Annotated in this window: 25 protein-coding genes and 2 pseudogenes; 7 read left to right on the forward strand and 20 right to left on the reverse strand. The window is 66.0% G+C overall.

Annotated elements, in window-relative coordinates; translation table 11 throughout:
- Window positions 1-418: 418 nt before the first annotated feature.
- Window positions 419-1,725 (reverse strand): annotated as a pseudogene (locus tag GU920_RS12220) (MFS transporter).
- Window positions 1,726-1,983 carry a metal-sensing transcriptional repressor gene (locus tag GU920_RS12225; RefSeq protein ID WP_161767381.1) on the reverse strand — a complete coding sequence of 86 codons (258 nt, stop codon included), beginning with the start codon at window positions 1,981-1,983 and terminating at the stop codon, window positions 1,726-1,728.
- A 125-nt stretch (window positions 1,984-2,108) separates the two neighbouring features.
- On the opposite strand from GU920_RS12225, the gene GU920_RS12230 reads away from it, so the two are divergent.
- The 3 genes and pseudogenes from GU920_RS12230 (at window position 2,109) to GU920_RS12240 (ending at window position 3,544) form a co-directional block, all read left to right on the forward strand.
- Window positions 2,109-2,405 (forward strand): hypothetical protein, encoded by a 297-nt coding sequence (locus GU920_RS12230; protein ID WP_161767382.1) that lies wholly within the window; start codon window positions 2,109-2,111, stop codon window positions 2,403-2,405.
- 87 nt (window positions 2,406-2,492) lie between these two features.
- Window positions 2,493-3,186 (forward strand): annotated as a pseudogene (locus GU920_RS12235) (HupE/UreJ family protein).
- Between the two features lie 16 nt (window positions 3,187-3,202).
- Complete coding sequence (locus GU920_RS12240; protein WP_161767383.1) at window positions 3,203-3,544, forward strand: hypothetical protein; 342 nt, start codon at window positions 3,203-3,205, stop codon at window positions 3,542-3,544.
- Between the two features lie 404 nt (window positions 3,545-3,948).
- Here GU920_RS12240 and GU920_RS12245 read toward each other — a convergent pair whose 3' ends face one another.
- From GU920_RS12245 to GU920_RS12310, 14 genes are all read right to left on the reverse strand, one after another.
- A complete protein-coding gene (locus GU920_RS12245) occupies window positions 3,949-4,155 on the reverse strand; it encodes a CobW C-terminal domain-containing protein (protein WP_161767384.1) in 207 nt (68 codons plus the stop codon).
- Window positions 4,156-4,182: 27 nt separating this feature from the next.
- On the reverse strand, window positions 4,183-6,003 hold the full coding sequence (locus GU920_RS12250) for an ABC transporter ATP-binding protein (RefSeq protein ID WP_161768064.1): 1,821 nt from the start codon (window positions 6,001-6,003) through the stop codon (window positions 4,183-4,185).
- Window positions 6,003-6,962, reverse strand: a complete 960-nt coding sequence (locus tag GU920_RS12255; RefSeq protein ID WP_161767385.1) for an acetamidase/formamidase family protein — start codon at window positions 6,960-6,962, stop codon at window positions 6,003-6,005. Before GU920_RS12255 ends, GU920_RS12250 begins: the two co-directional genes overlap by 1 nt.
- Before the next feature lie 2 nt (window positions 6,963-6,964).
- Window positions 6,965-8,575 carry an ABC transporter substrate-binding protein gene (locus tag GU920_RS12260; protein ID WP_161767386.1) on the reverse strand — a complete coding sequence of 537 codons (1,611 nt, stop codon included), beginning with the start codon at window positions 8,573-8,575 and terminating at the stop codon, window positions 6,965-6,967.
- Window positions 8,576-8,608: 33 nt separating this feature from the next.
- The gene (locus GU920_RS12265; protein ID WP_201744133.1) at window positions 8,609-9,526 is read right to left on the reverse strand and encodes an ABC transporter permease; all 918 of its coding nucleotides are present in this window, start codon (window positions 9,524-9,526) and stop codon (window positions 8,609-8,611) included.
- On the reverse strand, window positions 9,526-10,410 hold the full coding sequence (locus tag GU920_RS12270) for an ABC transporter permease (RefSeq protein WP_161767387.1): 885 nt from the start codon (window positions 10,408-10,410) through the stop codon (window positions 9,526-9,528). The genes GU920_RS12265 and GU920_RS12270 overlap by 1 nt, the downstream gene beginning before the upstream one ends.
- On the reverse strand, window positions 10,403-11,011 hold the full coding sequence (locus tag GU920_RS12275; protein WP_161767388.1) for an ANTAR domain-containing response regulator: 609 nt from the start codon (window positions 11,009-11,011) through the stop codon (window positions 10,403-10,405). Before GU920_RS12275 ends, GU920_RS12270 begins: the two co-directional genes overlap by 8 nt.
- Entirely contained in the window at window positions 11,008-12,105 is a 1,098-nt protein-coding gene (locus GU920_RS12280) for a transporter substrate-binding protein (RefSeq protein WP_161767389.1), read from the reverse strand. The genes GU920_RS12275 and GU920_RS12280 overlap by 4 nt, the downstream gene beginning before the upstream one ends.
- A 348-nt stretch (window positions 12,106-12,453) precedes the next feature.
- Window positions 12,454-13,173, reverse strand: a complete 720-nt coding sequence (locus tag GU920_RS12285; protein ID WP_161767390.1) for a sulfate/molybdate ABC transporter ATP-binding protein — start codon at window positions 13,171-13,173, stop codon at window positions 12,454-12,456.
- Window positions 13,174-13,243: 70 nt separating this feature from the next.
- On the reverse strand, window positions 13,244-14,107 hold the full coding sequence (cysW, locus tag GU920_RS12290; RefSeq protein ID WP_161767391.1) for a sulfate ABC transporter permease subunit CysW: 864 nt from the start codon (window positions 14,105-14,107) through the stop codon (window positions 13,244-13,246).
- A complete protein-coding gene (cysT, locus tag GU920_RS12295) occupies window positions 14,100-14,936 on the reverse strand; it encodes a sulfate ABC transporter permease subunit CysT (protein ID WP_161767392.1) in 837 nt (278 codons plus the stop codon). Before cysT ends, cysW begins: the two co-directional genes overlap by 8 nt.
- A gap of 11 nt (window positions 14,937-14,947) precedes the next feature.
- Window positions 14,948-16,081, reverse strand: a complete 1,134-nt coding sequence (locus tag GU920_RS12300; RefSeq protein WP_235933286.1) for a sulfate ABC transporter substrate-binding protein — start codon at window positions 16,079-16,081, stop codon at window positions 14,948-14,950.
- Window positions 16,082-16,173: 92 nt separating this feature from the next.
- The gene (locus GU920_RS12305; protein WP_161767393.1) at window positions 16,174-16,458 is read right to left on the reverse strand and encodes a hypothetical protein; all 285 of its coding nucleotides are present in this window, start codon (window positions 16,456-16,458) and stop codon (window positions 16,174-16,176) included.
- A gap of 182 nt (window positions 16,459-16,640) precedes the next feature.
- Window positions 16,641-17,096 carry an RrF2 family transcriptional regulator gene (locus GU920_RS12310; protein WP_161767394.1) on the reverse strand — a complete coding sequence of 152 codons (456 nt, stop codon included), beginning with the start codon at window positions 17,094-17,096 and terminating at the stop codon, window positions 16,641-16,643.
- A gap of 218 nt (window positions 17,097-17,314) precedes the next feature.
- Here GU920_RS12310 and GU920_RS12315 point away from each other — a divergent pair, with 218 nt between their 5' ends.
- The 4 genes from GU920_RS12315 (at window position 17,315) to GU920_RS12330 (ending at window position 18,806) form a co-directional block, all read left to right on the forward strand.
- A complete protein-coding gene (locus tag GU920_RS12315; RefSeq protein WP_161767395.1) occupies window positions 17,315-17,788 on the forward strand; it encodes an Lrp/AsnC family transcriptional regulator in 474 nt (157 codons plus the stop codon).
- Between the two features lie 112 nt (window positions 17,789-17,900).
- Window positions 17,901-18,473 (forward strand): RBBP9/YdeN family alpha/beta hydrolase, encoded by a 573-nt coding sequence (locus GU920_RS12320; RefSeq protein ID WP_161767396.1) that lies wholly within the window; start codon window positions 17,901-17,903, stop codon window positions 18,471-18,473.
- Window positions 18,470-18,658, forward strand: coding sequence for a hypothetical protein (locus GU920_RS12325; RefSeq protein ID WP_161767397.1), 189 nt, complete (start codon window positions 18,470-18,472; stop codon window positions 18,656-18,658). Before GU920_RS12320 ends, GU920_RS12325 begins: the two co-directional genes overlap by 4 nt.
- A complete protein-coding gene (locus GU920_RS12330; protein ID WP_161767398.1) occupies window positions 18,651-18,806 on the forward strand; it encodes a hypothetical protein in 156 nt (51 codons plus the stop codon). Before GU920_RS12325 ends, GU920_RS12330 begins: the two co-directional genes overlap by 8 nt.
- A 50-nt stretch (window positions 18,807-18,856) precedes the next feature.
- On the opposite strand, the gene GU920_RS12335 is transcribed toward GU920_RS12330, so the two are convergent.
- The 4 genes from GU920_RS12335 to GU920_RS12350 are packed head-to-tail and all read right to left on the reverse strand — an operon-like array spanning window position 18,857 to window position 23,785.
- Window positions 18,857-20,722, reverse strand: coding sequence for a SulP family inorganic anion transporter (locus tag GU920_RS12335; RefSeq protein WP_161767399.1), 1,866 nt, complete (start codon window positions 20,720-20,722; stop codon window positions 18,857-18,859).
- The gene (locus tag GU920_RS12340; RefSeq protein ID WP_161767400.1) at window positions 20,686-22,392 is read right to left on the reverse strand and encodes a bifunctional protein tyrosine phosphatase family protein/NAD(P)/FAD-dependent oxidoreductase; all 1,707 of its coding nucleotides are present in this window, start codon (window positions 22,390-22,392) and stop codon (window positions 20,686-20,688) included. The genes GU920_RS12335 and GU920_RS12340 overlap by 37 nt, the downstream gene beginning before the upstream one ends.
- A 37-nt stretch (window positions 22,393-22,429) precedes the next feature.
- Window positions 22,430-23,326 (reverse strand): MBL fold metallo-hydrolase, encoded by an 897-nt coding sequence (locus GU920_RS12345; RefSeq protein ID WP_161767401.1) that lies wholly within the window; start codon window positions 23,324-23,326, stop codon window positions 22,430-22,432.
- Window positions 23,327-23,350: 24 nt separating this feature from the next.
- The gene (locus GU920_RS12350) at window positions 23,351-23,785 is read right to left on the reverse strand and encodes a DUF6691 family protein (protein WP_161767402.1); all 435 of its coding nucleotides are present in this window, start codon (window positions 23,783-23,785) and stop codon (window positions 23,351-23,353) included.
- Window position 23,786 lies beyond the last annotated feature (1 nt).

Consider the following 23,786-nt stretch of genomic DNA (forward strand, 5'->3'; position numbering starts at 1 on the left):
CACCCGCCTCATGCTCCTGCAAGATGCCAATGATCTGCTCTTCCGTCAGTCGTGCCTTCTTCATCGTCCGTCCTCTCCATGGGCCGGACTCTAATCGCAGATGGAGGAAAAATCCCGTGGCAGGTCACGGACTCTAATCGCAGATGGAGGAAAAATCCCGTGGCAGGTCACTGTCTTCCCGGTAGGTCAACAATAGGTCAACAAACGGACGGATTCCCCGTAAGGAAACAGCGGGATAGTAGGCGGGCAGGATCAGGAACGGGCGCGAACCGCAGCAGAGCGCACGGGGCGGGAAGGGCGGTTTCGGTGTGCGAGGATCTCGCGTTCTTGCCATGCACGGGCAACGGGAAAGGATCATGAGCGGCGTGGTCGGGTGGGGGCTGCCTCCCTCTGACCGCGTTGATCGACCACGTGGTCCCTAAATGGCCTTTGGCCAGTAGCGATGCAGGTCGTCGATCACCAGGGCGTGGGCGTGTTGGGCCCGTGGTCGGCCAGATGCGGGTGGTCTGGTGAAAGGTCCGGGTGGTGATGCGGAAGGATCGTCTGGTCGTTCGCGGGCCACAGGCGCAGCACGGCGGCGAGGCTTGCGGCGCCGATGATGGCAAGGCTGATGGCCGCGACCGATAGTCCCGCGCCGGCGCCGATCCAGCCGGCAAGGGGATAGGTGACCAGCCAGCAGGCATGCGACAGGGCAAATTGCGCGGCAAAGACCGCGCCCCGGTCAGCCTCGCGCGCGGAGCGGTTGATGATCCGCCCGATGGGGGTTTGCGTGAGCGAGAAGCCGAAGCCGATCGCTGCCCAAAGCGCCATCAGCAGGGGCAGGCTGCCCACCAGCGGCACCAGCGCGATGCCTGCGACCATAAGGGTAGCCCCACCGATCATCACGGGGCGGTCGGCCAATCGGTCGAGGATGCGCGGCAGAAGGAAGGCCGCCAGCATCGACCCGGCACCAAAGCCTGCGAAGGCCAGCGCCACGGCCTCCTCGCCCAGTCCAAGCCGGGCCTGCACCAGCGCGACCGTATTCACATAGACCATAGCCCCGGCTGCCGCAACGGCCGCTTCCATCACCATCAGCCCGCGCAGGCGCGGGGTGTGGATGTAGATGCGCAGGCCTTTGGTCACGTCGGCCCAGAAGTGGCCGGGTTCGGCCTTTTCCCGCGCGGGCAGGCGCGCGGTCACGACAAGCGCCGCCGAAGAAAGAAAACCCATGACGGTGCCCGCGAACAGCACCGGGAAGCTGACCACCGTCAGAAGCGCTGCCGCCAGCATGGGCGAGGCGAGCTGTTCCAGATCCTCTGCCAGCCGCAGCAGCGACAGGGCGTTGGTGTAATCACCCTCGTCCTTCAGCACGTCGGGGATGACCGCCTGGAAGGCCGGGGTGAAGCCGGCCGAGGCGGCCTGAAGGACGAAAATCAGGGCATAGACCTGCCAGACCTGATCCACGAAAGGCAGGAAGGCGATGACGCCCGCGCGGATCACGTCCAGAACCACCAGAAAGGCCCGGCGCGGCAGGCGTTCGGCGATGGCTGCGGCCACCGGGGCGAGCGTGACATAGGCCACCATCTTGATCGCCAGGGCCGTGCCGAGCACGGCCCCCGCATTGTCGCCCGCGAGCTGCCAGGCCAGCAGGCCAAGCGCCACGGTGGCCAGCCCCGTGCCGACCAGCGCCACGATCTGCGCGGCGAAGAGGTGGCGGAAGGTGGGGTTGCGCAGGGTTGCCTGCATCTACAGCAGCTTTGTCAGGGCCTTGATCTCGGCCAGATCATGCGCGCCCCCGCCTGTCAGGCAGTGGTCGATATGGTCTTGGATTAGCGCCCGCTTCGCCTCGGCCACCGCCCGTTCGACGGCGTGGAGTTGGGTGGCCAGATCGATGCAGGGCCGCCCGTCTTCGATCATGGCGATGACGCGGCGCAGATGTCCTTCGGCGCGTTTCAGCCGTGTGGCGATGGCGGGGTGGCTTGCGTGGGTGTGGTCATCTTGCATAAATCCGTGGTATCCCCCCGGGGGGGGATCAGGCAAGGAGCGACAGCAGCCAACCCTGACGGACGATGAGGCGGGCAGTGTCGGCAAAATGGGCAGGGGTCAGGGCGCTTTGCGCCTGTCTGATCATGGCATTGGCGCTGGTTCTGGCCCCGGCCATTGACGCCGTGAAGCACGGGCCCGGCGCCTTGGCCGCAGAGGCGGATCACCGTGCTGCCCATGCCGCGCATGGCCATGCGCATGACTTAGCCGGATCTCATCATCATGATTCGAGCGATCACGATCATGTCGCCGCCGCGTTGCTTGGGCCGCAAGAGACGGACGTCCCGTCGCCCCCGGCGCGGATGCTGCGGCCAGCTGCCCTTGCGGCGGATGGCATGATCCGTGACGTGCGACGACGGCCGCCCCGACTGACGGTGATCTGAGCCGCCGCCGGGCATCCCGGGCGTTCCGATCCCACAGTCAGCACATATCACATGACGCAGATGTCACGGGCGCGCTGGCGCCCCCCGATGCCTTGGCAGGTGCCGATCGCCCTCGCCACGCTGTTCACCGCCCTGCTGTTTGCAGGCGCGGCCCTTGCCCACAACGTTACTGAAGGCGACGCGGGCTATTTGCAAGAGGTGACGGGCTTCCGTCCCATCGCCTTCATCTACCTCGGCGCCAAGCACATGGTGACGGGCTATGACCACCTCTTGTTCCTCGCCGGGGTGATCTTCTTTCTTTACCGGGCCAAGGACATCGCCACCTACGTCAGCCTCTTTGCCGTCGGCCATTCGGTGACGATGATCGCGGGGGTCTGGTGGCAGGACTCGATCAACGCCTACATCATCGGCGCGATCATCGCGTTTTCGGTGGTCTACAAGGCGCTCGACAACCTCGGCGCCTACCGGCTGTGGTTCGGAGTGCAGCCGAACACTAAAGCCGCGACGCTGATCTTCGGCCTGCTGCCTGGCTTTGGTCTGGCGACGAGGATTCAGGATTACGACATCTCGCCTGATGGTCTGCTTGGCACCCTGACCGCCTTTAATGGGGGGGGGAGTTGGGCTGGGCCAGCTGATGGCGCTGGCCTTGATCCTGATGGCGATGACCCAGTGGCGGGCGCGGTCTGCCTTCGCAAGGCAGGCCTGTGTTGCGCATGTCCTGATGATGATGGCCGGCTTTGCCCTGATGGGCCTGCAGATCACCGGCTATTTTGTCGCCTGAAAGCGGGGCGAGATCCATGACCAACCGTTTCGATATCTCGAAGGCCCCCTTGCGGGCCGAACCCCGAACTGCCGCTCCGGCCCCGGTCAATTCCGTTCCGGCCATGCCGGGCGAGCTGATCCGGTCCACGCTGATCGCCGCCGGAGCGGCGGGGGCGATCCTCGTTCTTCTCTGCCTGCCTGCTGAATACGGGATCGACCCGACCGGGGTAGGCGCCCTGACCGGGCTGACCGAGATGGGCGAGATCAAGACCCAGCTTGCCGCAGAGGCCGATGCCCTTGGCCGCCGCAGCGGCGCCGGTTCCTGCCGCAGCTGCAGCGCCCGCCACCGAGCCCGCCACCCCCGCATGGCGCGATGAGGTCAGCTATACCCTGAACCCTGGCGTATGGCAGCGTGGTGAATTTTGACCTGCACGGTGACAGCAGCGGCGAAAGCATCAGCTACGAACAGAGCTGCGCCGTGCCCGAGGCAACGGGCGACCTCACGGCCGCCTTCACCGGCAATCACGGATGGTTCTGGCGCAACCGCACCGACGCGCCGGTGACGGTGACCCTGCGCACCGGGGGGAATACGCGGAAATCAAGGCGCCGTCACCTGCCGCGCCCTGGCAGGATATCGGACCGGCCTGCCAGGGTCTGCCCAAGACGATCCGATGGGTTGCGCACGGTCGCCCGTGTGCGCGCGTTGCAGGCGGTTTGGCGTTTGGGGAAGCCGGGGTTCCCCCCACACACAGAGGGGGCGGTGAAGGTGGTTTTGCACCGGTCAGGCCGGCGTCGGATGCAGCATCGGCCTTGTCTTGAGCACCTCGATGCTGTCCAGCAGGGCCTCGCGCGGCAGGTCGCGGCCGATGATGACGATACGGCTGTGGCGGTCCGCCCCGGTCCAGCGGGCCAGTCTGACCGGCGGGTCCGCGATGTGCTGGAGACCGTGGATGACGAAGCGGGTGTCTAAGCCCCCCTCCCATATCACAGAGGGTATCGGGGCCGCCGGTGGCGATCAGATCGCGACCAGATGGCCAGCGCCGACATCGCGAAGGATCACCCGTTCCGGCCCGGATCCCACCGGATGGACAGGGTTGGGCAGATCGCCCGTCATGCGCACCGACGGGCGGCGTTGATGGGCCGGGTCGGGAACCGGCACGGCTTCGATCAGGCGTTGCGTATAGGGATGGCGCGGATCGCCAAAGACCTGTGCGCGGCTGCCCATCTCGACGATCTGGCCCAGATACATCACGGCCACCCGATCCGAGATGCTGTCCACCACCGCCATGTCATGGCTGATGAAGAGATAGGCCACGCCCATCTCCTGCTGCAACTCTTGCAGAAGGGCCAGCACCCTGGCCTGAACGCTGACATCCAGCGCGGACACGCTTTCATCGGCGATGATGAGATCGGGTTTGAGCGCGAGCGCCCGGGCAATGCAGATGCGCTGGCGCTGTCCGCCGGAAAACTCGTGCGGGTAGCGGTCGATCTGATCCGGCGACAAGCCCACACGGCGGAGCAGATCCGCCGCTTCGGCGCGCCGGTCGGCCGCCGTGCCGATTCCGTGGATGAGCAGCGGTTCGGCGATCAGGTCGCCCACCCGCATCCGGGGATCGAGCGCGGCCATCGGATCCTGAAACACCATCTGCACCTTGCGGCGCAGCGCCTTGGGCGCATCCCGCCCATGGGCTGACAGCACATGGTCGCCCACGGTGATCTGCCCCTGATGCGGCACAAGCCCGACGATGGCCCGGGCGATGGTGGATTTGCCGCAGCCGGATTCGCCCACAAGCGCGAAAGTCTCGCCCCGGGCGATATCGAAGCTGACATGTTCGACGGCATGGACATTCAGCGTGGTCCGCCCCAGCAGGCCGCCCCTGACGGGAAAGCGGACCACCACATCGGACAGGCGGGCGACAGGTTCGGCAGCGGGCAACGGCGCGGGGGCGGCGGCGGCTGCGCGCGCGCCCATGCGCGGCACCGCCGCCAGAAGATCGCGCGTATAGGGTTCGGTCGGGGCATGGAAAAGCTGGCGGACCGGCGCCTGTTCGACCATGCGCCCGGATTTCATCACGATCACGCGGTCTGCCATTTCGGCCACCACGCCCATGTCATGGGTGATCAGGATGATCGCGGTGCCAAGGTCGCGCTGCAGATCGCGCAACAGGTCCAGCACCTCGCGCTGCACGGTCACATCCAGCGCGGTGGTCGGTTCATCGGCAATCAGCACTTCGGGGCGCAGCGCCAATGCCATGGCGATCATCACGCGCTGGCGCATCCCGCCCGACAGTTCGTGCGGATACTGATGCATCCGCCGCTCGGGCTGCGACAGGCGCACGGCCGTCAGGGCGGCAAGGGCGCGGCGGCGGGCCTCGGCACGCGGGAGGGGTTCATGCGCGCGGATCGCCTCGGCCAACTGGGTGCCGATGGTCAGCACCGGGTTCAGGCTCGTCATCGGTTCCTGAAAGATCATGGCGATCCGGTCGCCCCGGACATGGCGCATCTGCGCCTCAGGGGCGGCGGTCAGGTCGGTCTGGCCAAGGCGGATGCTGCCCGCCGTCACGCGCACGGCAGGCGGCGGCAGAAGGCCCATGATGGCGAGCGAGGTCATGGATTTCCCCGATCCGCTTTCCCCGGCGATGGCCAGCGTCTCGCCCCGGCGCAGGGTGAAGGATAGGTTTTCCACCAGGGGCTTCAGGCCCGCTTCGGTGCGGACGGAAACGGTCAGCCCCGCGACCAACAGGACGGGGGCCGCCTCTGCGGCGGCATCCAGCGCGGCATCTGGGGCGGCATCCGGGGCCGCGGCGGCCCCGGATCTGGTTGCGACCTCCTGCATCATTCAAAGACGCAGCGCGGGAAGAAGAAGCTGACCACCCAGTTCGGCATATCGACGATCTCGGATATCCGCAGATCGCCGCAGGTGGAGACGAGCATATAGGCATCGACCGCCGCCATGCCATGCGTGGCGGTCAACAGGTCGATCATGTTGGCCACCGCATCGCGCGCGGCGGTCATCAGATCGGGCCCGATGCCGGTTGTCACCTCATACCCCTTGGCGTCGAGATGCCGCGTCACCGGGCCGGGCGTGGTGAAGCGCGGGGTCTTGAGGTGCGCGCCCTTGACCAGATCGAGCGTCAGGACCACGTCCATCGGGCTTTCGATCGCGGTGCCGCAGACCTCGCCATCGCCTTGCGCGGCATGGGTGTCGCCCACGCTGAACAGGGCGCCCGCCACCTCGACCGGCAGATAGAGGGTGGTTCCCGCGTTCAGGTCACGGATGTCGAGATTGCCGCCCACCCGCCGCGGCGGGACGACGGAATGAAGCCCCGGTTCGGCCAGCGCGTTGCCGATGGTGCCCGCAAAGGGTTTCAGCGGCACGCACCCCTGATCGGACCACAGCGCAGGCGCCATGCTGTTGGGGTCGTATTTCCAGACCTTCAGCGCAGGTTCGGTGAACTGGTCGGCAAGCAGCCCGAAGCCGGGGATATTGGCCGTCCAGCCAAAGCCCGCCCCGTCAAAGACCCGGGGGGCGAAGCTTTCGATGGTGACCTTGACCGCGTCGCCGGGTTCGGCCCCTTCGATATAGATGGGGCCGGACACCGGGTTGATCTTGCCGAAGTCGAGGGAAACCACATCGGCCACGGTCGACGACGGGCCAAGCTGGCCCGCCGAGGAATCGTTGCAGTGAAACAGGATCGTCGATCCCGGTTCGGCGCGCAGGGCAGGGGCGATGGAATTGTCCCAGCCGAAGTGATGCTGCGCGCCGTGGATCGTGTAGTCACAGGCCTTGCACATGGTTATTTCACGAAAACATAGTCATAGTTGACCGGGATGGAGACGGGATCGACGTAAAGCGCGTCATCCCCGCCCATGCGTTCGGACTTCATGGTGTAGCGCTCTTCGTTGAAGACCGGCACCCACGGGGCCTGTTCCATCACGCCCATATAGACGTCAGACCACATCTTCAGCCGCGCTTCCGCCTGCGCGGGATCGGACAGGCTGTCGGCCTGCACGGCCATGGCATCCAGCGCCTCGTCGCAGAACTTGGACCAGTTCCAGCCGCCTTCGCCCGCACCGGCACAGCCGAGGATGGGGCCATAGAAGTTGGACGGATCGGGGAAATCGGCGATCCACGCCATGCCACCCGACCAGACCATCGGCGCCGTGCCGGCACCGCCCGCCTCGATCACGTTGGCCTGTGCCAGCGACTGGATGTTCGCCGTGATGCCGATGGCCGCCAGATCCTGCTGGATGGCCTGGGCGATGCGGGGGTTGGGGTCGGTGTTCATGACGTAGAGATCCGTCTCGAACCCGTCGGCAAGGCCCGCCTCTGCCAGCAGGGCCTTGGCCCCTTCGACATCATAGGCGTAGCCTGCATAATCGCCGGTATAACCCGGCATCGACGGCGGCAGCGGCTGGGTCGCGGGGACGGCGCGGCCGTTGATGATCTGGGTAATGCGCTCCTTGTTGATGGCCATGTTCACCGCCTTGCGCACCTCGACCTTGTCGAAGGGCGGGGTGGTGACGTTCAGCGTGATATAGCCGGTATGCAATTGCCCGCCGACCACCACGCGTTCGGCCTGTGCCGGATCGCCCATCACCTCGACGAACTTGGCGGGCGGGATGCCGTCGCCGGGGACGTCTACCTCGCCGTTCTGCAGGCGCAGCAGGGCCACGACAGGCTCCTGACCCACCTCGAACACAACGCCATCCAGATAGGGCACGCCCTCGCGCCAGTAATCGGCGTTCTTTTCAAACACCAGCCGCTGGCCCAGCGTCCATTCCGCCAGCTTGAAAGCCCCGGTTCCCACCGGTTGCTTGCCGAAATCGCCTGCCGCCGCATCCACCGCCTCTTTCGGCACGACGGAGGCGAAGTTCAGCGCCATCACATGCAGGAAGGTGGCATCCGGGCGCGACAGCGTGATCTTGACGGTCAGGGGATCCACGACCTCTACCCCCGACAGCCCGCCTGCGCCTGCATTTTCAAACCCGGCGATGGAGCCGAAGAAGCCTGCACCCGGCGACTGGGTTTCAGGATTGGTCACGCGGTCGAGCGAGTATTTGACATCCTCTGCCGTCATCTCGCGCCCGTTGTTGAATTTGACGCCCGCGCGCAGCTTGAAGGTGTAGGTCAGGCCGTCTTCGGAAATCTCGTAGCTTTCGGCCAGACCGGGGCGCAGGGTCGTGGTGCCGGGGACATAATCCATCAGCCCGTCGAACAGCGACTTGATCATCGACCAGTTCTGCCAGTCATAGCCGATCGCGGGGTCGAGCGTGGCCACGTCATCCTTGTAGGTGACGGTGATGGTTCCGCCTGCCTTGGCGTTGGGATCGGGCGTGTAGTCCTGCGCCGCGACGGGCAGCGCCAGCGTCAGCGCGAGGGCGGTGGATGCGAGCAATTTTTTCATCTGCGTCTCTCCTGTTGGGTTGGTTTTGCCGCATCAGCGCAGGCGGATGCGGGGGTCGATAAGGGGGGCAACCAGATCGGCAAGAAGATTGCCGATGACGATGGCAAGGGCAGAGACCAGCGTGACACCCATGATGATGGGGATGTCCACGCGCTGGATCGCCTGCCAGGCAAGCTGGCCAATACCCGGCCAGCCGAAAACGGATTCGACGACGACGATGCCGCCCATGAAGATGCCGATGTCGATGCCGATCATTGCGATGACGGGCAGGATGGCATTGGGCAGGGCGTGGCCAAAGACGACGCGCGCCCGGCTCAGTCCCTTGGCGCGGGCGGTGCGGATGTAATCGGCGCGCAGGACCTCGGTCATGGAGGAGCGCATCATTCGGGAATACCAGCCCGACCCGAGGATGCCCAAGGTGATGGCGGGCAGCACCAGATGCGCCGCCGTGCCGTAGCCGCCGATGGGGAACCAGCCCAGTTTGACGGCAAAGACATACAGCAGGAGAAGGCTGACCACGAATTGCGGGGCCGAGACGGTGACGAAGGAGGCCATCATCAGAAGCTGGTCCCCAAGGCGCCCTCGCATCAGCGCCGCCGCGATGCCCATGGACAGGCCCAGGATCAGTTCCGCCACGATCCCCGCCGCCATCAGTTGCAGCGTGGCGGGCAGGCGCGACAGGATCAGCTCCGTCACTTCCGTCTTCTGCAGATAGCTGCGCCCCAGATCGCCCTGCGCCAGCGCCGCGAGGTAGCGGCCGTATTGCACCAGCAGCGGCTGATCCAACCCCAGTTGCTGGCGGATGTTCTCGACCGTTTCCGCCGTGGCGGCGCGGCCTGCGATCTGGCGCACTGGATCGGCCGGCAGGACATAGAGCAGCACGAAGGTGATGAAGCTGACCCCCAGAAGGATGAGGGCAGACTGGATCAGGCGGCGCAGCACATAGACCATCAGTCGCGCCCCCGCTGGGTGGGATCGAGCACGTCGCGCAGCGCATCGCCCACAAGGTTGAAGGCCAGCGCCAGCAGGATGATCGCCGCCCCGGGAATGAAGACCAGCCAGGGCGCGGCCTGAAAATAGGTCTGGTTTTCAAAGATGATGTTGCCCCAGCTGGGCGTGGGCGGCTGCACGCCCACACCAAGGAACGACAGCGTCGCCTCCAGCAGGACGGTGGTCGAAATGCCCAAGGTGCCCCAGACGATCAGCGTGGGCACGAGATGGGGCAGGATGTGGCGGAACAGGATGCGCCCGGTGCTTGCGCCCAGCGTGCGTTCGGCGGCGATGAAATCGCGCGCTGCAAGCGAGGTGGTCTCGGTATAGATCACCCGCGCCGTCTGCACCCAGTTCACCAGCGCGATGACCAGCGCGACGATCCAGAGCGACGGCTTGAAGATCGCGGCAAGGCAGATCGCCAGCAAAAGCGCCGGGAAGGCCATCATCAGATCGGTGAACCGCATCAGCGTGGCCCCGATCCAGCCCCGGAAAAAACCGGCGGTCAGCCCCACCAGCGTGCCGATGAACAGGGCCAGCCCATTTGCGACCACCCCGACGATGAGCGAGGTTTGCGCGCCATAAAGCATCCGGCTGAACAGATCGCGCCCCAACAGATCGGTCCCCATGATGAAGCGGGCATCGGGGGGCAGGGGGGCGCCTTCCAGGGTCAGGCCATCGAAAAGCTGCTCTTCCGGCGCGTAGGGCGCGATGAGCGGCGCGCAGGCCGCCGCGCCCACCACGATCAGGATCATCGCAAAGCCGAACATGGCAAGCTTGCGTTCGCCAAGGCGGCGCAGGGTGGATTTCGGCGTCGATGCGGCGGGGGCGGGCAGGTCAACCATCGAGTGAACCTTCCTGACCGGCGGGCGTGCCATCGCGGCTGGCCACGATGCGGGCGGCGGCATCTTCAAAGCTGATCCGCCACGCCATCGCCATCTGGCGCAACTGGGCATAGGCCTGCTCTTCCGTCTTGCCGCGCGCTGCCAGCAGCGTGACGGCCCGCACGACCGTCTGGCGCCCCTCCAGCCGCCGCTTCAGATCGGCGATCTCGGCCGACAGGGCCTTTTGCGCGTCAAAGGCATCGCGGGCGATCAGCAGGGCCGAATAGGCCCCGTTATCCCCCACGGGCTTGAGCAGCTGCGCATGGGATCCCGCCCGCAGCGACCATTCGATCCGGCCCGGCGCTTCGGACCCGATCAGCGCGATCATCGGCATGGGCGGCTGGCCCGCCGGCCAGGGAAACATCCCGTCATGGCCCATATCGGCATCGAAAAAGACGTAATCCGCCCCCATCGCATCGGCGCCCAGTTCCGGCCAGCACTGCACCACCTCAAGACCGATGGCCGTCAACTGCCGCAGCAGGGCCTGCACGGTGGGATGGGGACGGTGCAGGATCACCGCCCGGGCGCCGCCCAGTTCGGGGATGCGGATCGGCCGCCTCATGACGACACCACGCGCAACTGGGGCGGCACGGGCGATTGCGCGGACCGGGTGAGGTAGGGATCACCCGCCACGCCATCACGCCGATGCACAAGGCGGAACGCCCCCCCTTCGACACGGGCGATGATCGCGGGCAGGACGGTGTGATGCGTCTCGGGGTCGATGATCCCGCCGTCCGTGCCTGCTTCGGCCAGAAGCTGGGACAGGCTCATCGCTTCGGCCCCCGGGCGATGGGAGAGAAGGCGCGCCAGTTCGCGCACCGCGACATAGGCCGCCGCCTCGTGCGACGAACCAAAGCGCCCCTTGCCGGGCCAGCCCTCGATGCCGCGGAAATAGGGGCCTGCGGCCACCATCCCTTCGGCCGCCATGCCGATGGCGGGCAATTCACATTCCGTCATGTTGCAAGACAGGACCGGGCAGCGCGACGGCGCAAAGTGATCGTCCTGACGGCCAAGCTCGCGATAGGCGGCAAGGAATTCATAGGAGGACGGGCCGATCAGCGAATTCAGGATGAAATCCGGGCGCGCGTAGCGGATTTCCTCGATCATCCGGCCGACATCGCGCGACCCGATGGGAAGGTAGCGTTCCCCTAGGATGGTGCCGCCCGCGCGGACGATCCGTTCGCGCGCAAGGCGGTTCATCTCCCAGCCCCAAATGTAGTTGGACCCCGTCAGATAGGCCTTGCCGCCATGCGTTGGGATCACCCAGTCGAGCAGCGGCAGAAGGTGCTGGTTCGGGCAGGCATGGGTATAGACGACATGATCGGATGCCTCGAACCCCTCATAGGGCACGGCATACCAGAGCGTGCCGCCATGGCGTTCCAGCGTAGGGATGACTTCCTTCCTGCTCCAGGATGTGACGCAGCCGATCACATGCCGGGCAGAGGTTTCGCTGAGGATTTCGTCACAGAGCGGACCGTAGAGATCGACATTGCCTTCGGGATCGCGCTCCACCGCCACGAAGGACAGGTCGATCCCCGGATCGGCGTTCAGTTCGGCAATCGCCGCCAGCGCGCCGGAACGGCAGGCCTCGGAGATCAGGGAGTAGCTCCCTGATCGCGAGTATAACAGGCCGATCTCGATCCGCCGCTTCGTCACCGTTTCGCCCCCGCCAACGCAAAAAACCCGATCCAGCAGTCGAAATCTGCTGTTCGGGCGCGAATGCCGATATGATGTTAGATTTGCAGGATCAGCATAAGGCAGTGCTGCCACCCTGCAATCCCCCAAGGCGGCCGGAGCGACAATAAAGCTGATGGTCGCCTAATTTTTAGGCGGACGGGCGGGTTTGTCTGCCTGTGGGGCGGGCGGCGCACAGGGATGCAGGGCGCGGCGCCGGCGTGTCGGGGGCCTTGAGGCGTGGCGCGTGCAGGGCGCCTTGTCCCCAGAGCGGCGCATCCTGTCCCTTGCCTCGCCCCACTTGCCTTGACCGTCGCGACGCCGCGTGGTTCACGCGCCGATGAAGTCGCGCACGAAAGGTGTTGCGGGCCGGGCGCGGATGTCTTGCGGTTTGCCGATCTGCTCGATCCGGCCCATCGACATGACGACGACCAGATCGGCCAGTTCCATCGCCTCGTCCTGATCATGGGTGACGAAGACGGTGGTCAGGCCGGTGGTGTCATGGATGTCGCGCAGGCCTTGGCGCAGTTCCTTGCGCACCTTGGCGTCAAGCGCGCCGAAGGGCTCGTCCAGCAGCAGCATCCGGGGTTCGATGGCCAAGGCACGGGCCAGCGCCACGCGCTGGCGCTGACCACCCGACAACTGCGACGGATAACGCGCGCCGATTTCGGGCAGCTGGATCAGGTCCAGCAGTTTGGTCACCCGACGGGCAATTTCCGCCTTGGTGGGCCGCGTCGCCCGGGGCCGGGCGTTCAGGCCATAGGCGATGTTGTCAAACACCGTCATGTGGCGGAACAGCGCGTAGCTTTGGAACACAAAGCCTGCGCGCCGTTCCTGCACCGACAGGCCGGTCGCGTCCCGCCCGTCAAAGAGGACGCGACCAGAGGAGGGAAACTCCAGCCCGCCAAGGATCCGTAACAGCGTGGTCTTGCCCGATCCCGAAGGGCCGAGCAGGGCCACCAGCGCGCCCGAGGGGATGGCAAGCGACACGGGATGCAGGGCGGCCGTCGTGCCGAACTGTTTGGAGATTTCGTCGATTTCGATATGCATGGCGATAGGCTCCGGGGGGCAAGAGTTTGGGTTGGTCCGGGTCAGGCCCGGGGCGCGCGGGTGTGCGGGGTCAATGGCGGTGCGCCGCGGCAAGCTGATCGGCATGGCGGATTTCCAGCGCGGTCTTGAGCAGGAGCGTGACCAGCGCCAGCAGGGCCAGCACGGCGGCAAGGCTGAAGGCCGCGACCGACAGGTATTCCTGATACTGCATCTCGATCGTAGTGGGCATGGTCGCGGTCTGTCCCCGGATCTTGCCCGAAACGACAGAGACAGCGCCGAATTCGCCCATGGCGCGCGCATTGCAAAGGAGCACGCCGTAAAGCAGCGCCCAGCGGATGTTGGGCAGCGTCACCGTCCAGAACACCCGCCAGCCCGAAGCGCCCAGGGTGAGCGCCGCCTCTTCCTCGGCCCGGCCCTGTTCGATCATCACGGGGATCAGTTCACGCGCCACGAAGGGGAAGGTCACGAACATGGTCGCAAGGATGATGCCGGGCATGGCAAAGACGATTGGGTAGCCCTGCGCCACCAGCCAGCCGCCAAGCGCGGAATTCGCACCAAACATCAGCACGATGCACAGGCCCGCCACGACGGGCGAAACCGAGAAGGGCAGGTCGATCAGCGTGATCAGGAAGGCCTTGCCGCGAAAGTCGAACTTGGTGATGAACCACGCCGCCGCGATGCCGAAGACCGCGTTCAGCGGCACCGAGATGGCGGCGATGGTCAGCGTCAGACGGATCGCATCGCGCGCATCGGGCGAGGCAAGGCTTTTGAGCGAGGCAGTCACGCCCTCTGCCAAAGCCTCGACAAAGACGGCGATCAGGGGCGCGAAGACGAGAATTGCAAGCCCTGCGAAGGCCAGCGCGATCAATGTCCAGCGGGCGGCGGGGCTTTCCTCGGTCGCCGCGCGAAAGCGGATTTGGGCTGCGTCAGACATATCCTATTCTCCGGCGGCTCCAGATCTGGATGAGGTTGATGACCAGCAGCATCGCGAAGCTGATCAGCAGCATGGCGATGCCGATGGCGGCGGCGGCGTCGTAATTGAATTCTTCCAGCTGGATGATGATCAGCAGGGGTGCGATTTCGGTCACCAGCGGGATGTTCCCGGCGATGAAGATCACGCTGCCATATTCGCCCACCGCACGCGCCAGCGACAGGGCAAAGCCTGTCAGCGCGGCAGGGGTGAGCATGGGCAGGATCACATGGCGCAGCGTGTGTAGGCGGCTGGCGCCGAGGGTTGCAGAGGCTTCTTCCACCTCGCGCTCGATCTCTTCCACCACGGGCTGCACGGTGCGGGTGACGAAGGGCAGGCCGACAAAGACCAGCGCGATGAAGATGCCCCATTGCGTATAGGCGATCTTCCAGCCGATCTCGGCCGCGATCTGCCCGAAGGCGCCGTTCGGGGCATAAAGCGCGGTCAGGGAGATGCCCGCCACGGCGGTGGGCAGGGCGAAGGGCAGATCCACCGCCGCATCAAGGATGCGGCGCCCCGGAAAGCGGTAGCGCACCAGGACCCAAGCCAGCAGCACGCCAAAGACAAGGTTGAAAAGCGCCGCCAGCAGCGACAGGCGAAAGGACAGGAACAGCGCCGCCCAGACGCGCTCGCGGTTCACAGTGTCCCAGATGCCCGCCAAGCCAAAATTGGCGCCCTTCAGAAGAAGGGCGCCGATGGGCAAGAGGACGACAAGCGACAGCATCGTCAGGGTGATCCCCATGGAAACGCCAAGGCCGGGCATGGGGGATCGGTGGATGAAGGGTCTGCCCATCGGCCTTTTCCTTACTTCGGCACGTAGATCTGGTCGAAGATGCCGCCGTCCCCGAAATGTTCCGGCTGCACCTTGGCCCAGCCGCCGAACGAGGCGATGTCGACCAGTTCAAGCTGCGGGAAGCGGGCCACATCCTCGGGCGCGGCTTTCGAGGTGTCCCAGGCGCGGTAGAAATGCTTGAAGGCCAGCGCCTGCCCTTCGGGCGAATAGAGGAAGTTCAGATAGGCCTCGGCCAGCTTGCGCTGTTCATCGGATTTGATGTTGCCTTCGACCAGCGCCACGGGCGGTTCGGCCAGAACCGATACCGAGGGCACCACGATGTCGAACTGATCTTCGCCGATTTCCTTCAGCGCCAGATAGGCCTCGTTCTCCCAGGCCAGAAGCACGTCACCGATGCCGCGCTGGGCGAAGGTGGTGGTAGAGCCGCGCGCGCCGTTATCGAGCACGGGGACGTTCTGATAGAGCGCGCCCACGAATTCCCTGGGATCCTGGCCGTTCTTTTCGGCCCATGCCCAGGCGGCGAGGTAGTTCCACCGCGCCCCGCCCGAGGTTTTGGGGTTGGGCGTGATGACCTCGACGCCATCAGCCACCAGATCGCCCCAGTCCTTGATGCCCTTGGGATTGCCCTCGCGGACAAGGAAGACGATGGTCGAGGTGTAGGGCGAAGAGTTGTTGGGCAGCTTGGTCTGCCAATCGGCGGGCAGCTTGCCGGCTTCGGCGATCCTGTCGATGTCCGAGGCAAGGGCCAGCGTCACCACCTGCGCCTCCAGCCCGTCGATCACCGCGCGGGCCTGGCTGCCCGATCCGCCATGGCTGACCTCGATCTGCGGGGCGGGGTTGCCCTGGGCCGTCCAGAAGGCGGTGAAGGCTTCGTTCACCTCGCGATACAGCTCGCGCGTCGGGTCGTAGCTGACATTAAGCAGCGTTTCGGCCTGCACTTGCGCCGGGGCCGCCCCCAGCGCCAGCAGCGCCACGGCCAGCGCCGACAGCGTGCCGCGCAGGGCGCGGGCCACAGGCCAGCCGCTCACGGGCCAGCCGGTCAGGCGGCGCACGCCATCGGCGATGGTGACGCGGCCATCGGGATGGGCATCCACGACGGGCCCTTGCGCCGTTACCGTTCCGGCGAGTGTGATGGTGGCAAGCATGGTCTTCTCCTGTTGAGGTCTGGTTTGGGCCGCGGAAATCGGCCGGAAGGGGGCAAGGCCCAGAATGGTGTGCGGGATCGGGGTGGCGGTCGTCATAGGCGGCCCTCCCTGCGGCGGCTGTCGGGCGTGATGCCGGCGATGCCGATCGGTTCGATGCGCGCCTCCCACACGGCGGCATCGCGACCTGACAGAAGTTCTGCCACGGCCTCGGCCGGGTTGCGGGTGAACAGCACCAGCGGGCTGCCGTTAATGCGGTGGGTCTGGCCGGTGCGGCGATCAATCAGGCGCACGGCACAGGCCTGCGGCAGCGCGGTGGACATGGCCGACATCGACAGTCCTGCCCGCTGGGTCTGAGCCGGGGAAAGTGCAGTTGTCATCGTGGGTCTCCTTCGCTGTCGGGCCGGACATCAGCCTCCCATGCCCTAAATAACGACAGAGATAGTCGAGTATTGCAACGGAAAATTCACGCCAAAATTGGTCGTGTATAGAGAAAGAAATTCTCCGCGCCGGGCCCGCCCGAAGGGGCGGGGCGCATCGAAAGCCGTGGGAAAAAGGGCGGTTAGCCGTTGCCAAGCACCTGATCGGCAACACTGCCCGACCGCAGCATGTCTTGCAGCGTCAGCGATTCGATCATCACGAGGTAGGACCAGAACACCTCGGCAAAGACCTTGCGGATCCGGCAGGTGGCCTCATCGGCGCAATCCTCGCAGCGCTGATAGGCGCGGCGCGACAGGCAGGGCAGGGGGGCGATCGGCCCGTCGATCATGCGCAGAAGTTCCGAAATCGAGATTTCGGTCGGTTTCTTGATCAGCACATAGCCGCCCGCCCGGCCCCGGATCGACGCGATCACGCCCGCATTGCGGATTTCCAGAAGGATATGTTCAAGAAACCGCTTGGGCGTGTCGGACCGCTTGGCGATCTCTTCGATCGTCAGGGGTTCGGGCTGGCCCTTGGCCGCCTCGTCCGCCAGCACAAGCAGCGCCTTGAGCGCGTATTTCATCTTCTGCGTGATCATGGCTGAGCGTTACGCGCAGGAATAACGAGAATCAATGTCGGGATTAATCAGGGTCAACCTCGGCCGCTGCCCGTTGCGACAAAACACCAGCAAAACATGGGTTACGGGCAGGGTGCGCGCGCCTTTGGAATAAACACGATAAAGACGGTAGACAATATTAGGAATTGCGTCATGCTGTAGCTGTGGCCCATCTGCCGGGCCGGAAAGGGGAATGCAGCATGACCGAGCTTGACCTGATCGACCGCAAGATCGTCGCGGCCCTGATGCAGGATGCGACCCTGCCCATCGCCCAGATCGCCGAAAAGGCGGGCCTGTCCCAGACCCCGTGCTGGAAGCGGATCCAGAGGCTGGAGGCATCGGGGGTGCTGACCCAGCGCGTGGCGCTGGCCGATCCTGCGAAACTGGGCTTCGGCCTGACCGTCTTTGTGGGGATCGAGGCGCCCGACCATTCGGCCGAGTGGCGCGAGGCCTTTGCCGATGCCGTGGGCGCGATCCCCGAGATCATGGAAGTGTATCGGATGGCGGGCGAGATGGATTACCTTCTGCGCGTCGCCGTGTCGGACATGGCGGCCTTTGACCGGCTCTACAAGCGGCTCACCGATGCGGTCGCGATCAAGAACGTCACCAGCCATTTCGCGATGGAGCGGATGAAGTTCACCACCGCCTATCCGGTGGATACCGTATCGCGCTGAGCGCGGTCTGGAGAACCCCGTTTCCTTTCCGCCTGACTCTTTGGAACCAAAATACACGATAATCTTGCTAGATTTATCTGGAAACCGACCCTGACCCCAGCGGAGGCACCCGATGACCAAGACCCTGATCGTTCCCGGCCTTGATGGTTCGCCTGATCCGCATTGGCAGCACTGGTGGGCGGCCACCGATCCCAGGGCGCTGATGGTGGACCTGTCCAGCCCGGATCGCCCTGTGCCTGCGGTCTGGGAAATCGAACTGGCCTCGATGATCCTGCAACATCCCGACAGCATCCTTGTCGGCCATTCGCTGGGGGCGGTGCTGATCGCGCGGCTGCTGGCGACTTGGCCGCATCTGCGCATCCGCGGCGCGCTTCTGGTGGCACCGGCCGAGACCCAGGGCAATGACCGGATCGGTCAGTTCGGCGCGATCCCCGAACTTCGGCTGGACGTGCCGACGACAGTGGTCGCCAGCCGCAACGACCCGTGGATGAGCTTTGGCCGTGCGACGCATCTCGCACGGGCCTGGGGCAGCGACCTTGTCGATCTGGGCCATGCCGGCCATGTGAACGTGGCGTCGGGCTTTGGCCCCTGGCCGCGGGGCAAGGCGCTGCGTGACGCTGTTCTGACCGCAAGCGCGGAAAAAGGGGCGGGCCATGATGCCCCGGCGCGGAGGATGGCGTGGTGAACCTGTTCATCCGCGACGGGTATCGGGGCCGTCCGGGCTATGTCGCGCTGGTGCTGCTGGTGCTGGCCTATGCGGCGGCCCTGGCGATGGTGATCGCGCCCGACCGTGTGATGCAGGCGCTGGATGCGCGGGGCGCCGCCGTGTGGGACAGGCAGGACACAGGCGCAGGCGGCTTTTATGATTGACGGACGCTTTGATCCGCAGTTCGCGCATCTTTTCGTGCTGCGCCGCCCCGACGACGGCAGGGGCGTGGCAGGGCCGTCGCAGCGGCCCCTGCTGATGATCTGTCTGGGCGCTGTCGCCGTGTTTGCCTTCGCGCTTTGGCTGGGGTGATGGCCGGGCCTTCGCACGGCCAAAGGTCGGCCACAGGTGGGGCGGTGGCGTCAGGGCAGCGCCGCGACCGGGGGCATCGGTTCGCCGGTGCGGCCCGGTGCGGCGCTGCGATCCGCGGGCTGTGACGGCGCAGGGGGCACATCCGGGCCGGTCAGGCCCGGGTCTTGCGTCAGCGCCGTCACCGCCTCGAACTGCGACAGGAAGATCCGGCCCGTGAAATGGTCAAGAAAGTCCGACCGGCGCAGCGCATCCATCACCGGACCCTTCACCTCGGACAGATGAAAGCCGATCCCGGCAGCGGTCAGCCGGTGGGAAATCGCCTCAAGGCTTTCCAGCGCGCTGGCGTCGATGGCATTGACGGCCGGACACATCAGGATGACATGGCGCAGGGCAGGGTTGCCCGCGATGCGGTCATAGATCGCATCCTCCAAGGCGCGGGCATTGGCGAAATACAGGCTCTCATCCACCCGGATCGACAGCAGCGCGGGATGCGTGATCACGGCGTGGCGGTCGATATTGCGGAAATGCTCGGTCCCCGGCACCTGCCCGACGATGGCCATATGCGGCCGCGACGTCCGCCAGAGGAACAGAAGCAGCGACAGCGCGACGCCTGCGGTGATCCCGGCCTCTACCCCCACGCCCAGCACGATGAAGATGGTCGCGGCCATCGCAGCGAAGTCGCCCTTGGAATAGGCATAGGTGCGCCGGATCGCGGCCAGATCCACAAGGGACAGGACGGCCACGATGATCGTCGCGGCCAGCACGGCCTGGGGCAGGAACTGGAACAGGGGTGTCAGGACCAGCGTCGCGGCAAGGATGCCTGCGGCGGTGAAGGCCCCCGCCAGCGGCGTCTCGGCGCCCGCGTCAAAATTGACGACCGACCGCGCAAAGCCCCCCGTTACCGGATAGCCCCCCGACAGGGCGGCAGCGATGTTGCTGGCCCCCAGCGCCGTCAGTTCCTGATTGGGCAGGATGCGCTGGCGCCGCTTGGCGGCAAGGGTCTGGGCGACCGAGACGGATTCGACAAAGCCCACAAGGCTGATCAGCAGCGCAGGCACCAGCAACTGCTGCCACAGCCCAAGATCAAACGAGGGCAGGGCAAGCGGCGGCAGGCCCGCCGGGATTTCCCCCACGATCTTGACGCCCCTCTCCGCCAGCCCCAGCCCGACCACGGCGGCGATGGAGGCAAGGATCGCCGCCACAGGCCCGGCCTTGGCGGCCATGTCGGCGGTCCGGGGGCGCAGGCCACGGGCGATGAGCAGGGGTTTGAGCCCTTTGCGCGTCCAGAACAGGAAGGCCGTGGCCGACAGGCCGATGACAAGGGTGAAGGGGTTCGTCTCGCCCACCCGTTCGGACAGACCCATCAGCAGTTCGGGCAGCGTGTCACCGCCCGCGCTGATGCCCAGGATATGCTTCATCTGACTGGCCGCGATCAGGATGCCCGAGGCCGTGATGAAGCCCGAGATCACGGGATGTGACAGGAAATTCGCCAGAAACCCCAGCCGCAGCACGCTCATCGCCACAAGGATCAGCCCCGACAGAAAGGCCAGCGTGATCGCCGCCGTCAGATACTCGGCCGACCCCGGTTCCGCTATCTGCCCGACCGCCGCCGCCGTCATCAAGGACACCACCGCCACAGGTCCCACCGCCAGCGCCCGGCTGGTGCCGAAGACCGCATAGGCGATCAGGGGCAGGATCGACGCGTAAAGCCCCACCTGCGGCGGCAGGCCTGCCAGCATCGCATAGGCAAGGCTTTGGGGCACCAGCATGATCGTGACGATGGCGGCGGCGACTAGGTCGCTCTGCGCGTCGCCGCGGGTGTAGCGGGGCGCCCAGCCTGCGATCGGGAACAGGGATTTCAGCGTCACGATCGGTGCCTTCAGCTTGCGGTCACGGGGTGCGGTTTGGCCATCCATTCGCGCCCGCGCAGCATGGCCTTCCAGTAAATCGGCGGCAGGACCTGTTCCTTGAGCAGCCAGGCAAGACGGCTGGGCCGCGTGCCATCAATCATCCAGCCGGGGAAAGAGGGCAGAAGCTTGCCGCCATAGCCGAACTCGGCCAGCACGATGCGCCCCCGTTCCACCGTCAAGGGGCAGGAGCCGTAGCCGTCATAGGCCACATCTGCGCCCCCGACCGCGCCCTGCGTAGCGCCCCCGACCAGGCCCCGGTCCCTCAGCAGGTTATGCGCCACCACGGGCGCCTGCTTGCGCGCCGCGGCGGCGGTCTTGGCGTTGGGCGCGTTGGTGACATCGCCCAGCGCATAGATGTTGGGCAGGCGCTTGTGCCGCAGGGTGGCCGGGTCCACATCCAGCCAGCCCGCCGCATCAGCAAGGACCGAGACGCGGACGAAGTCGGGGGCCACCTGCGGCGGGACGACATGGATCATGTCGAACCCGGTTTCCACCGTCTCGGTCGTGCCATCGGCATTGGTCTTGGCAAACCACGCCTTGCGCGCTGGGCCATCGACGCGGGTCAGGCGGTGCTGGAAATGCAGGTTGGTGCCGTACTTCTCGATATAGTCCATCAGGGCGGGGACATATTCCTTGACCCCGAACAGCACCGCGCCCGCGCTGTAGAAATCAATGCGGATATCCTTCAGCACACCCGTCCGGTGCCAATGGTCACCCGACAGATACATGGCCTTCTGCGGCGCGCCGGCGCATTTGATGGGCATGGGCGGCTGGGTAAAGACTGCATGTCCCCCTTTCAGGCCGCGCACGAGGTCCCATGTGTAAGGCGCGAGGTCATAGCGATAGTTCGACGTCACCCCGTTGCGCCCCAGCGTTTCGGTCAGCCCGTCGATCCCGGCCCAGTTCAGCTTCAGCCCCGGCGCGACGATCAGCTGCTCATACCGCACCACCCGGCAGCCATCGAGGATGACGGCGTTACGCTCCGGCTCGAAGGCCGCGACGGCGGCCTTGATCCAGCGCACCCCCGCAGGGATCAGCGATCCCATGGTGCGGGCCGTCGTTGCGGGGGTAAAGACGCCGCCGCCGACCATGGTCCAGCCCGGCTGGTAGTAATGGATGTCGGCCGGGTCGATGATGGCGATGTCGAGATCCGGCTGGCGGGATCTCAGGCTGGCGGCGGCCGCGATCCCGGCCGCACCCCCGCCGATGATGACAACCGCGTGGGACGCATCCACCATGTCGGCGGGGGTGCGCCCGCCATTGGCGATGCGCCGCACCACGCCTGCCATGTCATAGCCCGCGGCCCGCGTTGCGGCCATGATCTCGGGCAGCGCGCGCCCGCGCCCGGCCTCGGACAGCGACCACAGCGTGGCCGACCGCGTGCCGGTGCGGCAATAGGCAAGCGCGGGTTTCGGCAGGCGGTCCAGTGCCGCGCCAAAGGCCAGGGCATCCGCGTCGCCCACCTTGCCCGACAGGACGGGAAGATAGGCCGCCTGCATCCCCGCCGCCTCGGCAGCTGCCGCGATCTCGGCAAAGCCGGGCTGATCCGCCCCCTCGCCATCGGGGCGGTTGCAGATGATCGCGCGGAACCCCGCGGCGGCCAGCGCGGCCATGTCCTGCGGCTGCACCTGTTCGCTGACGGACAGGGTCGGTGTGATCGGCTTGGCGGTCGTCATGTCGGGCTCCTCCCAGAGCGTGGGTTGCGTCGGGGGCCTACAGCCCGTTGATCGGCACTTTCAGAAAGCGCTTGCCGCTGTCATCCGGCGGCGGCAGTTCGCCTGCGCGCATGTTCACCTGAAGCGACGGGATGATCAGCTTGGGCATTGCCAGCGTCGCATCGCGCGCCTCGCGCAGCGCGACGAACTCATCCTCGGTCACGCCGTCATGGACATGGATGTTGTGCGCGCGCTGTTCGGCCACCGTGGTTTCCCAGCGGATGTCGCGCCCGTTCGGGCCATAGTCGTGGCACATGAACAGCCGCGTCGCATCGGGCAGCGAAAGCACGCGCCGGATGGACCGGTAGAGCGTGCGCGCATCCCCGCCCGGGAAATCGGCCCGGGCCGACCCGCCATCCGGCATGAACAGCGTGTCGCCCACGAAGGCGGCGTCACCGATCACATGCGTCATGCAGGCCGGCGTGTGGCCCGGCGTGTGCAGGGCCTGCGCGGTCATCGTGCCGATCTGGTAGGTGTCACCGTCGTGGAACAGGCGGTCGAACTGCGATCCGTCGCGCTGGAATTCCGTCCCTTCGTTGAAGACCTTGCCGAAGGTTTCCTGCACGATGGTGATGTTGGCGCCGATGCCGATCTTGCCGCCCAGCTTGCCCTGGATATAGGGCGCGCCCGACAGGTGATCGGCATGGACATGCGTCTCAATCAGCCATTCCAGCCTGTAGCCGCGCGCGCGGATGAAGGCGATCACCGCATCGGCCGAGGCATAGGTGATCCTGCCTGCGGCATAGTCGATGTCCATCACGCTATCAATCACGGCGCAGGCGGTGCTGGCGGGGTCGCGGACGACATAGGTCACCGTATTGGTGGGTTCGTCGAAGAAGGCCGTCACCTCGGGGGTCACGGTCAGGTCCACGGGATGGGGGATCGGGGTCGTCATGGTCAGGGTCTCCACGTCGGGGGATCAGGCGGTGGTGGGGCGCGGCAGGGCTTGCAGGCGCCGGGCGATCAGCATGCCCGCCCCCATCGAGATCAGGAAAAGCGCGGTGGGCCAAGGCGCGAATCCCAGCGCAGGAACCGCGCCGCCGGGGCAAAAGCCCGCGATGCCCCAGCCCAAGCCGAACAAGGCCGATCCGCCCACCAGCCGCAGGTCGATGGTGCGGGCGGTCGGCAGATGGAACGTCGTGTCAAACAGGGGCGCGCGGCGTGTGCCGAACACCACCCGGTAGCCGATCGCCGCGGTGGTCAGCGCGCCGCCCATGACGAAGGCAAGGCTCGGGTCCCATGTCCCAAGAGGATCGAAGAAGTTCATCACCTTGGCCGGGTTGGCCATGCCCGAAAGGGCGATGCCCAGACCGAAGACGACACCGGCAAGAAGCGCGGACAGGATGCGTTGCATA

Source organism: Paragemmobacter ruber (assembly GCF_009908315.1).
Classification (GTDB): domain Bacteria; phylum Pseudomonadota; class Alphaproteobacteria; order Rhodobacterales; family Rhodobacteraceae; genus Paragemmobacter; species Paragemmobacter ruber.

What these genes read in the sequence shown, in the direction of transcription:
- GU920_RS12230 (WP_161767382.1), top strand. Translation starts at nt 2,109, where the DNA reads ATGGCATTGGCGCTGGTTCTGGCCCCGGCCATTGACGCCGTGAAGCAC.
- GU920_RS12315 (WP_161767395.1), top strand. Translation starts at nt 17,315, where the DNA reads ATGACCGAGCTTGACCTGATCGACCGCAAGATCGTCGCGGCCCTGATG.
- GU920_RS12240 (WP_161767383.1), top strand. Translation starts at nt 3,203, where the DNA reads ATGACCAACCGTTTCGATATCTCGAAGGCCCCCTTGCGGGCCGAACCC.
- GU920_RS12285 (WP_161767390.1), bottom strand. Translation starts at nt 13,173, where the DNA reads ATGCATATCGAAATCGACGAAATCTCCAAACAGTTCGGCACGACGGCC.
- cysT (WP_161767392.1), bottom strand. Translation starts at nt 14,936, where the DNA reads ATGGGCAGACCCTTCATCCACCGATCCCCCATGCCCGGCCTTGGCGTT.
- GU920_RS12270 (WP_161767387.1), bottom strand. Translation starts at nt 10,410, where the DNA reads ATGGTTGACCTGCCCGCCCCCGCCGCATCGACGCCGAAATCCACCCTG.
- GU920_RS12335 (WP_161767399.1), bottom strand. Translation starts at nt 20,722, where the DNA reads ATGGATGGCCAAACCGCACCCCGTGACCGCAAGCTGAAGGCACCGATC.
- GU920_RS12320 (WP_161767396.1), top strand. Translation starts at nt 17,901, where the DNA reads ATGACCAAGACCCTGATCGTTCCCGGCCTTGATGGTTCGCCTGATCCG.
- GU920_RS12225 (WP_161767381.1), bottom strand. Translation starts at nt 1,983, where the DNA reads ATGCAAGATGACCACACCCACGCAAGCCACCCCGCCATCGCCACACGG.
- GU920_RS12260 (WP_161767386.1), bottom strand. Translation starts at nt 8,575, where the DNA reads ATGAAAAAATTGCTCGCATCCACCGCCCTCGCGCTGACGCTGGCGCTG.
- GU920_RS12310 (WP_161767394.1), bottom strand. Translation starts at nt 17,096, where the DNA reads ATGATCACGCAGAAGATGAAATACGCGCTCAAGGCGCTGCTTGTGCTG.
- cysW (WP_161767391.1), bottom strand. Translation starts at nt 14,107, where the DNA reads ATGTCTGACGCAGCCCAAATCCGCTTTCGCGCGGCGACCGAGGAAAGC.
- GU920_RS12330 (WP_161767398.1), top strand. Translation starts at nt 18,651, where the DNA reads ATGATTGACGGACGCTTTGATCCGCAGTTCGCGCATCTTTTCGTGCTG.
- GU920_RS12275 (WP_161767388.1), bottom strand. Translation starts at nt 11,011, where the DNA reads ATGAGGCGGCCGATCCGCATCCCCGAACTGGGCGGCGCCCGGGCGGTG.
- GU920_RS12250 (WP_161768064.1), bottom strand. Translation starts at nt 6,003, where the DNA reads ATGCAGGAGGTCGCAACCAGATCCGGGGCCGCCGCGGCCCCGGATGCC.
- GU920_RS12345 (WP_161767401.1), bottom strand. Translation starts at nt 23,326, where the DNA reads ATGACGACCCCGATCCCCCATCCCGTGGACCTGACCGTGACCCCCGAG.
- GU920_RS12255 (WP_161767385.1), bottom strand. Translation starts at nt 6,962, where the DNA reads ATGTGCAAGGCCTGTGACTACACGATCCACGGCGCGCAGCATCACTTC.
- GU920_RS12265 (WP_201744133.1), bottom strand. Translation starts at nt 9,526, where the DNA reads ATGGTCTATGTGCTGCGCCGCCTGATCCAGTCTGCCCTCATCCTTCTG.
- GU920_RS12305 (WP_161767393.1), bottom strand. Translation starts at nt 16,458, where the DNA reads ATGACAACTGCACTTTCCCCGGCTCAGACCCAGCGGGCAGGACTGTCG.
- GU920_RS12340 (WP_161767400.1), bottom strand. Translation starts at nt 22,392, where the DNA reads ATGACGACCGCCAAGCCGATCACACCGACCCTGTCCGTCAGCGAACAG.
- GU920_RS12350 (WP_161767402.1), bottom strand. Translation starts at nt 23,785, where the DNA reads ATGCAACGCATCCTGTCCGCGCTTCTTGCCGGTGTCGTCTTCGGTCTG.
- GU920_RS12300 (WP_235933286.1), bottom strand. Translation starts at nt 16,081, where the DNA reads ATGCTTGCCACCATCACACTCGCCGGAACGGTAACGGCGCAAGGGCCC.